Raw genomic sequence first — 13,630 nt, forward strand, 5'->3', positions numbered from 1 at the left:
TTTACTTTACGATGTAACCTTTCAGTTTTAGCTTTGTCTATACTGAAAATAAAATTAATAAATGACTTCAAGTAAATCCATACTATCAACATTTTGTTTAGTACTATATACCTTTATATTTTCACAAAACATTGTTATAACAGGAACCATAATTACAGATAATAACCGTCCCGTACCCTACAGCAGCATTACTTTAACCAATTTAGAAGATACTTCTAAAGTATTTGGAGGATTGGCTGACGAAAAAGGTAAATTTTCTGTTAAAGTAACACCGGGAGAATATGAATTGGTGATAGATCAGGCGGGATTTGATTCATATGTCGATCAAAAATCGCTTCTTCAATCAACTTCCTTAGGAAATATAAAGATTGAACAAACGGCTAAAGAATTGGAGGGAATTGTTGTAGAAGGAAAAAAGCCCTTATATAAAATTGAGTTGGATAAAAAAATATATGACGTATCTCAAGATTTAACTGCCAAGTCAGGAACTCTTTCAGATGTTATGCAAAATGTTCCATCGGTGACTGTAGATGTAGATGGAACGGTTAGTTTACGAGGTAATGACAATGTTAAAATTTTAGTTGACGGTAAGCCTTCTGCTATGTTGGGAATTAATGATACTGCCGAAGCTTTAAAATCCATACCGGCTGATATGGTTGAAAAAATCGAAGTAGTAACCAATGCTTCTGCTCGTTATGAATCTTCAGGAACTGCCGGTATTATAAACATAATTACCAAAAAAAATAGAAAAAAAGGTGTTACCGGAAGTATTCAAATGTCCGGAGGATCTCCACAATCGTACGGTACATCCATTAATTTAGGATATGGCAAAAAAAAATGGAACTGGTTTACTAATATCGGTTTTAGGTATGGTAAAAATAAAGGTAAAGAGAAAAAAAATTACATTGGTTATGATATGAACCACCTTATGGATGAAAATTCCCTACAAGATTCTAAAAGGAATAGAGAAAGAACTTCCCTAAATGCAAGTACGGGATTTAATTTTACTTTTGACGAACAAAACTCATTATCTACATCTATAGGATATAATTATAATACCAGCAATTATTTAAGTACCACCCATTATAATACTACATTATATCCCTCACTTATACAAAGCCTTACAGAAAGAAAAGAACGAGAAAACAGAAATAATTACGGAATCGACGGAAACCTAAATTTTACGCATAATTTTTTTAAAAAAGGAAATATACTAACCGTTGACGGATACTATTCTTATAATCTAAAAGATTCCGATTCTAAAATTTTTGACCGAATTCCCGGTTTAAATACCAATGATAATACGCAAACCAAAATAATGTTGAAATCTGATTATGTATTGCCTTTTAAAGAAGGTTCTCAATTAGAAGCCGGAATGAGAGCTGATTATTCTAAAATTAAATCAGATTTTTCTTTAAATGAATTTATAAATAATTCGTGGGTAGTGAATCCTGATCAAACAGACAATACGGTTTATCAAGAAAACATTTTATCTTCTTATTTACAATATGGAAATAAATGGGGGGGATTTTCATTTTTAGCAGGATTAAGAGAAGAAACGTCAATTATCAAGGTTGTTTCTCGTCAAGCTAATTCAACCATTACTAAAAATTATACGGACTTATTCCCTACTCTGCACCTAAATTATGATCTAACGGAAAAAAGCCAATTGCAAATCAGTTACAGCCGAAGGATATTTCGTCCGGACAGCAGAATGCTTATCCCCTATAAAAACATTTCTGATGACAGGAATACTCGTCAAGGAAATCCGGACTTAGACCCGTCTTACATCAATTCTTTTGAATTGGGATACAACCTTCAACAAAGTAATTGGGGAATTACTCCTTCTTTATATTATCAAAGAACTCAAGATCCTTTACAATTCATAACTACATCAGACCCTTTAGGAAATTTAAATACCATGCCTACCAATTTAGGACATGAAAATAGATACGGTGGAGAATTGTCTTATTCTGTAAATCCTTATAAATGGTGGAAAATTTTTGGAGATGTAAATTTATTTCAATACGAAAGCTATGGGAATTATTCGTATGAAAAAATTAATACTATAACCGGAAGTACCACCTTAGTTACCGAGAATTTAGATAAAAAAGGGTTTACATGGAGAACTCGTATGAGTATGACAGTAAAACTCCCGGAAAATTTTAATTTTCAATTACAAGGAAATTATATGGCACCTTTTAAAAATGGACAAAATAAAAGTAAAGAAATGTACGGAATGGATTTAGGAATCAGCAAAGATATATTAAAAGGTCAAGGGACATTCCTTTTCAATATTCAGGATGTTTTTGATTCTAAAAAAAGGAAATTTAAAACATACGGAGACGATTTTTACAGATACTCGGAAATGCAATGGCGTCCAAGACAATTTACCCTATCTTTTACTTTTAGATTCAATAATAGTAATGATAAAAGGAGTAATAATAAAAAGAATCGCCAACAAAATAATACTGATACTAATTCCGATTTTGACGATATAAACATGTAATCCTTATTTTTTAAGTATTTACATCACAAAAATCGCATGGGGTGATTTCATAACTTCATAAAAACTATTAGTAGCCCTTTAACTTTTGTAATGCATTATATGCGTTTTCAGTAATGGTTATTTATAAACTAAAAAGTTCTGAACTTTTAATTACTCGAAGGAATCGCCGATATTTATGTAATATAAATCTGTTTCCTACTTATAAATTCATTATAAAAACGATGTAAAGGTGCAATATCACTTAAACAGTATATTCTAATATCAAATCTGTACAATGGAATGATTGATATTCGAAAGTTACTTAATAAACTCCTTTTGCTCTAAATTTACTTATTACTTAGGTATATTTACATAAAAATACAACATATGTTTTTAAAGGATTTAATTTGTGCTAAATTAGAATTAGCAACTCAATATTATACCAGATTATCGGAATTGCTGGAAGTAAAAACATTGTTTAAAAAAGATTTTCTAATAGAAGAAGGAGAAATTTGTTCTTTTATTGGTTTTGTGAAAACCGGAGTTCTAAGATCTTATTTAGATAAAGATGGAAAAGAATTTAATATTGACTTCTATTTCCCAGAATCAATAGTAACTTCATACAGAAGTTTCTTAACAAGACAACCAAGCATTGGCAGTATACAAGCATTGGAAAATTCAACTATTTTATGTCTTTCTCAAACTAATTATGATTTGCTTCTCAATGAATCAAAAGCATGGTTTAAAGTTGCAAAATACATATCAGATATTTTATTCGTTAAAAAATGCCAAAAAGATATTTCTCTTTTAATGAATACTGCTTATGAAAGATATAAATTATTGCTACAAACATATCCAAATGTGGAACAATTGGTACCACAATATCATATTGCTTCTTATATAGGAATTGAACCCGAATCATTAAGCCGTTTAAAATCTCTTAACATAAGTCAATGAAAAAATAATTATATACAACTACCTTTGGATCAAATTAATTTAATAAGCACATAATTACTTAGTGCTTTTTATTTAAATATATAATCATGTTAAAAAGTAATGTTACAAGAAAAGATCTAAAGACTGTTGTATTAAAGAACCAAACCGTTTCAAGAATTGAAATGAAGGAAGTCATCATCCCTCCAAAAGGAAAAGCAGATTATCACCTTCATCCCTGTCCGGTTATCGGACATGTATTATCCGGAACCTTGTTATTCCAAATTGAAGGACATGAACCGGAAATCATTAAATCCGGAAATGTGTTTTACGAACCTAAAAATCAACCTATTAAACATTTTGACAATGCTTCTGATTCAGAAAATCTTATTTTTTTAGCATATTATTTACTGGAAGATAATGAAGATCTAATAACTATATTATAAAAATAGTAGACAATGTTTAATAAACATGTATAAATTATCATAAATACAAGAAAAAAAACACATAAAAATCACTTCTTTCCTATCATGATAATTATTAAGTTTTAAAATTCAACATTTGGAAAAATTATTATTCTCTAATTAGTTGCATTAAAACAATACTTTATATTTTCCTCAAATTATATGATTTGGGGATTTTTAAATATTTATACTATATCTTGTTATTTTATCGTTACTAGTAACATTCCTTTTAAGGATATAATTTTCTTACTATAAAACATTTCATTAACTTAAATATACGCACAAATGATAGGATATTCCTGCAAAAGTTAAAAAATTATTGAAATGTAATTTATTGCTTATTTAATAAAATTAATCTTTAACTTGCGTTAAATCAATTTTAATGAAAAAAATATTTTTTATTTGTTTCCTAACCTTAGGATTACTATCTAATTCACAAATAAATAAATACTATCAACAACAGGCAGATTATAAAATGAATATTGATGTTGATGTTAAAAATTACCAATATAAGGGTCATCAACAAATTACTTATACAAACAATTCCCAAGACACACTTTCTGTTTTCTATTTCCACTTATATTGGAATGCATTTCAACCAAATTCAATGATGGATCAGAAATTACAGGAACTAAATAAGACTGCTGACAAACGAATGATTACCGGTGAAGGGAAATCACGAATCTCATCGTTGAAATCTAATGAAATAGGGTATCAAAAAATTAAATCCTTAAAACAAGAAGGTATACCGGTTACGTTTACTGTTGAAGAAACTATTTTAAAAGTTCAATTGGCAAAACCTATATTACCCCATACCACCACTCATTTTGAAATGGAATGGACCTCACAGATTCCTCCGGTTATTCGAAGAGCCGGAAGAAATAATTCCGAAGGCATTGATTTAACCATGACCCAATGGTACCCGAAAGTAGTAGAATACGATTATGAAGGATGGCATACCTTTGATTATATCGCAAGAGAATTTCAAGGAGTTTTTGGAAATTATGATGTAACGATAGCAATTGATAAAAATTATATTATTGGAGCCGGTGGAGTTCTCCAAAACCCCAAAGACGTTAAAGGATATCTTGCAGATGCTCAACCGGTTGTTAAAAAAAATAAAACATTCTGGCATTTTAAAGCAGAAAATATTCATGATTTTGCCTGGGCTGCCGATCCTGATTATACAGTTGATTCAATCTCCATAAAAAACGGACCTTTGGTTTATTTGATTTATCAGAAGTCTGAGCAAACCAATTATTGGGAAGAATCTAAACCTTATATCAAGAAATACTTTTCTCTTATGAAAGAAAACTTTGGAGCCTATCCCTATCCAACCTATTCTTTTATTCAAGGAGGAGACGGTGGCATGGAATATGGGATGTGTACTATGATCATGGGAAATGCAAAATCTTTGGAAGGACTTGCCGATTTGATGTTTCATGAAGCCTCTCATTCTTGGTTTCAGCATATACTTGCTTCCAATGAAAGTATGAGAGCTTGGATGGATGAAGGATTTACTTCGTATGCAGAACATTTAATGATGGCTAAAATATTTCCTGACTATGTAAAAAATTATCCAAACCCTCATTATAACAGTGTTGAATTTTACACAGAATTTATAAAAACTAGACAGGAAGAAGTAATGGGTATTTTTTCCGATCATTTTTTAACTAATAATGGCTATAGTGTTGCTGCCTATATTAAAGGCGAGTTGTTTTTAGTGCAATTAGAATATATTGTTGGTAGACAAACTTTTTTCAAAATAATGAAAAATTACTTTGAAACATGGAAATTTAAACATCCTACCGACAGAGATTTTATACATATTGCTCAAAAAATATCAGGCATGGATTTAAAATGGTATTGGAACTATATGACTTATACCACTCGAACTATTGATTATGCTATTAAAAGCGTAGAAAAAGAAGGAAAAACCACTAAGGTAACACTTGAAAATCTGGGTTATTTTCCGATGCCGATAGATGTTAATGTAACATATTCAGATGGTTCAAAACAAATATATAATATTCCTTTAAATATGATGCATAATTATAAGAAACAAGAATCTGATGTTAATCAAAAAAATCTACCTTATTGGAAATGGACACAAAAGGAATATGAATTTAGTCTGAATGTATCACCTGAAAAAATTAAATCTATTGAAATAGACGCCACTTATCGAATGGCAGACATCAATAGAGAAAACAATATTTATCCTAAATAAAATATACATATGCTTTTAGTAGTAAACATCGGAAATAGCAATATACGTTTTGGAATATTTCAAGAAGAAGAGTGTATTAATTCATGGGTAATGAATACTAAACCTTATAAAAGTGAAGATGAGCTATTTTCTCAATTTAAAATGACTTATCAAAACTATGGGATTAATCCCAATGATATTACCGAAATAGCAGTAGGCTCCGTTGTACCCCATTTAACATATCCTGTAAGAAAATCGCTAACCCGTCTTCATAATATAAAAACGGTTCAAGTAACCAGAAATACCCCTACAGAGCTAACGTCTAGTACCCCGCAAATGGGTACCGATCTTTATGCCAATGCATATTATGCCTATAAAAAATATAAGGGGACAAAAATTATCGTAGATTTCGGGACTGCATTAACTTTAACTTGTGTCGATAAAACCGGAGATATAAAAGGGGTAATTATTGCCGCCGGTGTCATCACTTCTTTAAATTCTCTAATTGGAGCAACTGCACAACTTTCAGATATTGAAATGCGCACTCCTAAAAGCGTACTTGGTAAAACCACGGAAGAATCTATGCAAAGTGGAATGGTGTTTGGTTTTTTAAGTATGGTTGAAGGATTAATTGATCGGATTAATAAAGAATTAGGGGAAGACACTTTTGTAATAGCTACCGGAGGACTCGGCCATCTATTTGCTCCCTTAACCACTAAAATTCATATTTATGATCGTTTCCATACCATAAAAGGCTTACGGGAACTATACTTAAAACAAACCTTAGAAAATGAAAATTCTAAATTTTAGTTACCCATTTTGTATGTATAATTATAGATAATAATGCATACCTTTTTCTATTTTAAACTTTGTGATATATCATAAATCTAAAAATACACACAATACATAAAATAGTTGTAGTACCATTTTATAAAAATATTTACATAAACAAAATTAGAAGTTATCCCCTTTTTTACAGCTACTATTTTTATTAATTAATTGATTCTTAAAATATCAATAATTTTAACCCCAAGATTATTTGGTAATATAGGTAAAGCTGTATCGGCTCGAAACATAATCTTATATCCTTGACTAATTGAATTTGAATCGGAAAGTGTAGGAAAAGCTATTTGAAATTTTACACTGCTGCCGACATTAGTTCCTGCGGGAACAATAATTGCATCTGAATAAACCGTTTCTCCGGTAGCATTGGATACAATTGAGACATAAAATATACCATTAGTAATCGGTTGTCTGTTTAAAATTTGATATTCAAAATTAATACGGAAAAAATTGGCTTGATCAGCCAGTTTGTTTTCAAAAAGTAGTGTTCCTGAATCTCCATTTTTAGGACTGAGAATATCTATCGGCGAACTTGATGGTGAGGGCCAAGTACCATTTACAAATTGAGGATTTACTGCGACTGAATTATTTTGAAGTAATAATCCGTACGATTGAGTTCCTGAAAGTGGAACATACCCCGATTGATTAATGCTTATTTTAACACCTACTAAATTTTTACCATCTGAAGGCGAAATACTATTGTTGTTATTACTGGAATAAAGGCGTTGCCATTCATGTCCATTAAACATATAAACTCCGGCTTCTCTAGTATAAACTTGATTATTAATTGTTTCTGTAAATCCATCCGGATCATAAATAATTAAACCGTTTGCAGGTTTTTTAATTGTAACGGTATCTTTTATAGAAGTAATATTTACTCTAGGAGGTAAAAAACCTTTATTAGAAGATTTTATGTCTAAAATGGAAGAGCTGTCCGGAGTTTCTGTACCTATACCTACTTGTCCAAAAAGAATAATTGCATGCACAACGAAAGCGAAAATTGATAAAATTATCTTCATAAAATTAAATTTAAAAAATGTTATTTTGGGTAAAAATTGAGAACTTTAAATCTACTCAGACAGATAATTTAGATGTAGAGGCATTTAAATAATTTACAAATATCATGCCCATATAATGCTATGTATGAATTATTTACAATTTACCAACTATACAATTTGAAGTAAAAAAACGTTTCGTTGTAGGATAGATGCAATCCCGCTGATCTTTATTCGATGATGGTATATTTTTTCTAAAAGATATAACTATGAAGTTATGTAAAAACTAATTATTATTTAAGTAATATACAGATTTCATCGATTTATTGCTATTCTTTAAATTCCACAATAGCCCTAATAAATGCCTCAGCATTTTCTAAAGGGACATTTGGCAAAATTCCATGACCTAAATTGGCTATATATCGTTGAACACCAAAATCACGGACCATTTGTTGTGCTTCAGAATATATTTTTTCAGGAGAAGACAACAATTTAGCCGGATCAAAATTTCCTTGTAATGTAATTACGCCCCCCGTAAATTCTCTGGCTTTTTGAGGCGTGATCGTCCAATCTACTCCTAAAGCAGAAGCCTTAGATCGGGACATGGTTTGTAGTGCATACCAACAGCCTTTTCCAAACACTATAACCGGAACTTTGGGCGCTAAAGATTCAATAATCTGATTTATATAGTTCCATGAAAATTCATCATAATCTTTAGGAGAAAGCAAGCCTCCCCAACTATCAAAAATTTGTACGGCATCTACACCATATTCAACTTTTTTTAATAAATACCGGATGGTATAATCTGTAATTTTTTGCAGTAATACATGAGCCTGTTTTGGATTTTTAAAGCAAAACGATTTAGCTTTATCAAATGTTTTAGAACCTTTACCTTCGACAGCATAGCATAAAATCGTCCATGGGCTTCCTGAAAAACCGATTAAGGGAATTTGATTATCTAGAAGTTTTTTAGTAAGGGTTATAGCTTCCAATACATATCCTAAACTTTCTTCAATCGGAGGATTTTGCAATCTATCAATATCAGATTCAGAAGTGATAGGATTTTCCAAATAGGGGCCTACGGATTCCTTCATTTCAAAATTCAATCCCATAGCTTGAGGAACTACTAAAATATCTGAAAATAAAATAGCCGCATCTATAGGAAATCTTTTTACAGGCATTAGAGTTATTTCTGCTGCCAATTCAGGAGTTTGACAACGGGTAAAAAAATCATACTTATCTCGTAAAGCTCTAAATTCAGGTAAAAATCTACCAGCTTGACGCATCATCCACACCGGCGGACGTTCGACATGTTTACCTTTTAAAGCATCCAGAAATAAAGTATTTTTAATCATTTATTTTCTTTTTTATTAGTTCAAGTAAGGATTCCTTTGTTGTATCTTCTGGATAATATATTTTGTATTCTCCCAGTGTACTAACCGTTTCAGCGGTGGTTTTACCGCTTGTAAATATAATAGTTTCCTGCGGAATCTCATTCATGGAACTAAAGGATCTTACTGCAGAAGGACTTGTAAAAACAATAGCATCATATTGCTTATCTATTTTATGAGGAGTTAAAAGGGTTTTATAACATTCTATTCCAACAACTTCCACTCCATTTTTACGTAAAGCGTCCGGTAAAATGGTGAGCGACAAATTTCCTTTAAAAAAAACATATTTTTTTATATCTGTTTCCAGCATTCTTTCCAACAAATCTTCAGCATAATTGGTTATAAATGCAATATCTCTGTTCTGTCCGTATAATTCTTTTGCGGTACTTTTTCCTACTACAAAAAATTTACCTTCCAGTTCTATATCCTTGATCGCTTTTGCAGAATTTTTACTGGTTACAATAAACGAATCAACATCTAAAGGAATTTGCTTAATAAATTCATAATAAGGATAGATTTCTACATATATAAAAGGAATATAATCAATTTCATATTCCTGCTCATAATCATCCGGAATTGAGAAAGAAGAAGTAAATAATATTCTTTTCATATTAAATTGATTTATACAAATATACTGTTATTAAATGCACTTAAAAAATCAACAACTAAAAATATCATCGTTTTGTAACAAAATTCATACATTTTATTATTTTTTTATCCTTATTACTGAGTATTTAAAACAATATTGCATTTAGAATCATTATTTTTAAAGTATAATTAATAGGAAATTCAACCTACTATACTAAGTGGTTAAGCAATAACGATTATTTGGTAAATCTATAATGAGATTTTAAACTATTAGTTAATTAAATTTATTATCCAATAATTTCTGATATTCATAAAATTGTAAAAAACACCCTTTGCCAATCGGTAATGATTCATCACTAATAAACCAAAATCTTTTAAATTTTGAAATACTTTCCACGAGATAATGACTGCCCATAAAATAGCTTCTTATTACTTTTACAGGAATACCCGATTGAGAAATTATAAATTGATGTGGGTAAATTAGAATTTCATCTTCTACTAAATCTTCAAACAGGTTCGGAAAATCTGATCTTTTTAAAATGGTATTTTCACCAAATAAATTGGCAACATAGGTATTTTCGGGATTTCGATATATATCATGAGGATTGCCTTGTCGTATAATTTTACCTTCTTTAACAATCATCATTTCATCTGCATATGCCAAAGCGTCTTCTATTTCATGGGTGGCTAAAATAATGGAAATATTATTTTCTTTAGCAAAATCAAAAACAGCTCTTTTTAGTATATTTTTCTTAAAAGTATCGACTTGAGAAAATGGTTCGTCTAATAACAATACTGAAGGAGTTTGAGCTAAGGCTTTCGCCAATGCTACTCTTTGTTTCTGTCCTCCGCTTAGTGAGATAGGTTTTTCATCTACATAATCCGCCATGCCCACTAAATCGAGCAAAAACATAATTCTGTTTTGCTTTTCTTTCAAATCTATATTAGAGAGAAATTTACCCACATTTTCGCCAACGGTTGCATAGGGCATAAGCCCGAAATCTTGTTCCAAATATTTAAATTCAGGTTCTCCGGGAACTAAATTTCCTTTAAATCCTGCTAATTTTTTTCCTCTATAAATAACTTCTCCACTCTCCCATTCCAACAAACCATAAACTAACTTTAAAATGGTACTTTTACCGCTTCCACTTTCTCCTACAAGTGCCAGCATATTTCCTTGCTTTAAAGAGAAAGAAAGAGATTCAATTATTTTTTTATCTTTAGTGTATGAAAAACATAGATTCTTAACTTCTAACATATAGACTTATTTGTAAAATTCTCTGATTATGATTCAATGCTACAAATGATACTGGATTAAGCATAATTTCACAAATTTAAACTATTAATGCTAAAAACATCTTTTAAACTTTTATTTATTTTACTATAAATTTAATGCGGTTTTAACTGTTCTTTGGACAAAATTTTGAATATAATTTTTATAATTAATATCAAATATTGTTTTCAAATCATAAATTATTCAAATGCTAATCCGACCTTTTTTAAAAGATCAATTACTTAGTATACTTAAAAAATTGCAATTTTGCAGGAAAAATCCTTCCATCAGTAATGATTGTATGTATAGCTGAAAAACCAAGCGTCGCTAAAGATATTGCTCAAATTGTAGGGGCAAAAGAGAGAAAAGACGGATTTTACCAGGGAAACGGTTATCAAGTTACCTGGACTTTTGGTCATTTGTGTACGTTAAAAGAGCCTCATGATTATAACCCGAACTGGAAGTTTTGGTATTTGGAAGACCTTCCTATCATTCCGTCTAATTTTGGGATTAAGCTTATTTCCAACAAAGGGGTGGAAAAACAATTCAAAGTAATAGAAAGCCTGGTTGCTGAATGTGAAGAGGTAATCAATTGTGGGGATGCCGGACAGGAAGGTGAATTGATCCAACGGTGGGTATTGCTTAAAGCAAAATGTAAAGTTCCTATAAAACGATTATGGATATCATCTCTTACAGAACAGTCTATAAAAGAAGGATTTGAAAACCTTAAAGAATCTTCCCAATATGAAAATTTATATGCTGCCGGAAGTGCCCGCGCAATCGGCGATTGGCTTTTGGGAATAAATGCTACCCGACTTTTTACTAAAAAATTTGCCATAAATAAAACCTTATTATCAATAGGTAGAGTTCAAACGCCAACGTTGGCAATGATAGTACAACGGCAAAAAGAAATTGATTCTTTTGTTGTTGAGGAATACTGGGAATTAAAAACCATATATAAGAATGTGGAATTCATTGCTGATATCGACCGATTGAAGAGCGAAGACCGAGCTAAAAAAGGATTAGAATATTTACAGAAATATCCTTTTGAAATAGTTTCTTTCGAGAAGAAAGAGGGAAAAGAAAAGAATCCTCGTTTATTTGATTTGACTTCTCTACAAGTAGAGGCAAACAAAAAGTACGGTTATTCTGCTGATAATACTTTAAAATACATTCAAAGCCTCTATGAAAAGAAATTCGTTACCTATCCTCGGGTTGATACCACTTATCTTTCGGAAGACTTATATCCTAAGATCTACGGAATTCTTTCCGGCATGAAATATTATGAAAATCTTATTGCTCCTCTTTTAGAAAATCCGATTCCAAAATCGAAAGCTGTTTTCGATGACACTAAAGTTACGGATCATCATGCTATTATACCTACCGATATTTTACCCGAAGGTATTTCGACTGATGAAAAAAAGATTTATGATCTTGTTGCCCGAAGATTTATTGCCGTATTTTATCCTGAATGTAAAATTTCCAATACTTTGGTAACTTCAAAAGTTGGTGAAGTACCCTTTAAAGCAAGCGGTAAACAAATTTTGGAACCGGGATGGAGAATCATCTATGAAAAAGATAAAAAAAATGAAAAAGAGGAAAATTTAATTCCGGTTTTTGAAGTTGGAGAAAGCGGTCCTCACGATCCATTCATTCATCAAGGAAAAACTACACCTCCTAAATATTTCACCGAGGCTACTTTATTAAGAAGTATGGAAACCGCCGGTAAACAAGTAGATGATGAAGAGATGAGGGAAGTAATGAAAGATAATGGTATTGGACGTCCTTCTACTAGAGCAAATATTATTGAAACTTTACTACACAGAAAGTATATCGAGAAAAAAAGAAAAAATATTTATGCCACCTCAACGGGAATGGATCTGATCGACACGATACAAAGCGAAATTTTAAAAAGCGTGGAGCTTACAGGTCTCTGGGAAAAAAAACTCAGACTCATTGAAAAAGGAGAATATTCTTCCGATCTTTTTAAAAAGGAACTTATCGAAATGGTAACCAACCTAACCCAAGAAGTTAAAAACAGTCAATACAGACGAATATCCATACAAGAGAAAAAAAATACTGAAATAAACGAAAAATCTAAAAAGCAAACCACACCCCTACGACCTGTAGAAGATTTATTTTGTCCAAAATGTAAAAATCATAAATTGATCAAAGGAAAATCTGCTTACGGCTGTTCTGATTTTAAAAATTGCAGTTTTACTATACCTTTTGAAATATTCGGCAAAAAATTAACTTTAAAACAAATATCAGATCTAATAGGTAAAGGTAAAACAACAAAAATAAAAGGATTTACAGTTCCCGAATCTCAGGAGAAAAGGGACGGTATTTTATTATTTGATGAAAATTTCGGAATAGTATTTGAAACCTAACCAAATCAGCATATATTATGTTAATTTGAAATTTAATTTATTTTTGCAATTATAATTAA

10 protein-coding genes are annotated in these 13,630 nt (G+C 30.8%); 6 read left to right on the forward strand and 4 right to left on the reverse strand.

Going from position 1 to position 13,630, the window contains the following annotated elements:
* Positions 1 to 61 precede the first annotated feature (61 nt).
* The 5 genes from GFV01_RS02915 (at position 62) to GFV01_RS02935 (ending at position 6,901) form a co-directional block, all read left to right on the forward strand.
* Complete coding sequence (locus tag GFV01_RS02915; protein ID WP_160556921.1) at positions 62 to 2,509, forward strand: TonB-dependent receptor domain-containing protein; 2,448 nt, start codon at positions 62 to 64, stop codon at positions 2,507 to 2,509.
* A 366-nt stretch (positions 2,510 to 2,875) separates the two neighbouring features.
* Positions 2,876 to 3,445 (forward strand): Crp/Fnr family transcriptional regulator, encoded by a 570-nt coding sequence (locus GFV01_RS02920; protein ID WP_160556920.1) that lies wholly within the window; start codon positions 2,876 to 2,878, stop codon positions 3,443 to 3,445.
* Between the two features lie 86 nt (positions 3,446 to 3,531).
* Complete coding sequence (locus GFV01_RS02925; RefSeq protein WP_160556919.1) at positions 3,532 to 3,867, forward strand: cupin domain-containing protein; 336 nt, start codon at positions 3,532 to 3,534, stop codon at positions 3,865 to 3,867.
* A 400-nt stretch (positions 3,868 to 4,267) separates the two neighbouring features.
* Positions 4,268 to 6,112: a M1 family metallopeptidase gene (locus GFV01_RS02930; protein WP_160564669.1), complete on the forward strand. Its 1,845-nt coding sequence runs from the start codon at positions 4,268 to 4,270 to the stop codon at positions 6,110 to 6,112.
* A 9-nt stretch (positions 6,113 to 6,121) separates the two neighbouring features.
* A complete protein-coding gene (locus tag GFV01_RS02935; protein WP_105296798.1) occupies positions 6,122 to 6,901 on the forward strand; it encodes a type III pantothenate kinase in 780 nt (259 codons plus the stop codon).
* 185 nt (positions 6,902 to 7,086) lie between these two features.
* Here the strand turns inward: GFV01_RS02935 and GFV01_RS02940 are convergent, their stop codons facing one another.
* The 4 genes from GFV01_RS02940 to GFV01_RS02955 form a co-directional block, all read right to left on the reverse strand.
* The gene (locus tag GFV01_RS02940; RefSeq protein ID WP_160564671.1) at positions 7,087 to 7,953 is read right to left on the reverse strand and encodes a hypothetical protein; all 867 of its coding nucleotides are present in this window, start codon (positions 7,951 to 7,953) and stop codon (positions 7,087 to 7,089) included.
* A gap of 305 nt (positions 7,954 to 8,258) precedes the next feature.
* Positions 8,259 to 9,284, reverse strand: a complete 1,026-nt coding sequence (hemE, locus tag GFV01_RS02945) for a uroporphyrinogen decarboxylase (RefSeq protein ID WP_160564673.1) — start codon at positions 9,282 to 9,284, stop codon at positions 8,259 to 8,261.
* Entirely contained in the window at positions 9,277 to 9,930 is a 654-nt protein-coding gene (locus GFV01_RS02950; protein WP_160541683.1) for a uroporphyrinogen-III synthase, read from the reverse strand. The genes hemE and GFV01_RS02950 overlap by 8 nt, the downstream gene beginning before the upstream one ends.
* A gap of 252 nt (positions 9,931 to 10,182) precedes the next feature.
* On the reverse strand, positions 10,183 to 11,166 hold the full coding sequence (locus GFV01_RS02955; RefSeq protein ID WP_160541682.1) for an ABC transporter ATP-binding protein: 984 nt from the start codon (positions 11,164 to 11,166) through the stop codon (positions 10,183 to 10,185).
* A gap of 308 nt (positions 11,167 to 11,474) precedes the next feature.
* Between GFV01_RS02955 and GFV01_RS02960 the strand changes: the two genes are divergently transcribed.
* Complete coding sequence (locus GFV01_RS02960; RefSeq protein WP_160564675.1) at positions 11,475 to 13,571, forward strand: type IA DNA topoisomerase; 2,097 nt, start codon at positions 11,475 to 11,477, stop codon at positions 13,569 to 13,571.
* Positions 13,572 to 13,630: the final 59 nt, after the last annotated feature.

This window comes from Apibacter sp. B2912 (assembly GCF_009827835.1).
Taxonomy (GTDB): domain Bacteria; phylum Bacteroidota; class Bacteroidia; order Flavobacteriales; family Weeksellaceae; genus Apibacter.

Coding starts and splice junctions, on each gene's coding strand:
- GFV01_RS02955 (WP_160541682.1), bottom strand. CDS start 11,166: ATGTTAGAAGTTAAGAATCTATGTTTTTCATACACTAAAGATAAAAAA.
- hemE (WP_160564673.1), bottom strand. CDS start 9,284: ATGATTAAAAATACTTTATTTCTGGATGCTTTAAAAGGTAAACATGTC.
- GFV01_RS02915 (WP_160556921.1), top strand. CDS start 62: ATGACTTCAAGTAAATCCATACTATCAACATTTTGTTTAGTACTATAT.
- GFV01_RS02925 (WP_160556919.1), top strand. CDS start 3,532: ATGTTAAAAAGTAATGTTACAAGAAAAGATCTAAAGACTGTTGTATTA.
- GFV01_RS02935 (WP_105296798.1), top strand. CDS start 6,122: ATGCTTTTAGTAGTAAACATCGGAAATAGCAATATACGTTTTGGAATA.
- GFV01_RS02940 (WP_160564671.1), bottom strand. CDS start 7,953: ATGAAGATAATTTTATCAATTTTCGCTTTCGTTGTGCATGCAATTATT.
- GFV01_RS02960 (WP_160564675.1), top strand. CDS start 11,475: ATGATTGTATGTATAGCTGAAAAACCAAGCGTCGCTAAAGATATTGCT.
- GFV01_RS02920 (WP_160556920.1), top strand. CDS start 2,876: ATGTTTTTAAAGGATTTAATTTGTGCTAAATTAGAATTAGCAACTCAA.
- GFV01_RS02930 (WP_160564669.1), top strand. CDS start 4,268: ATGAAAAAAATATTTTTTATTTGTTTCCTAACCTTAGGATTACTATCT.
- GFV01_RS02950 (WP_160541683.1), bottom strand. CDS start 9,930: ATGAAAAGAATATTATTTACTTCTTCTTTCTCAATTCCGGATGATTAT.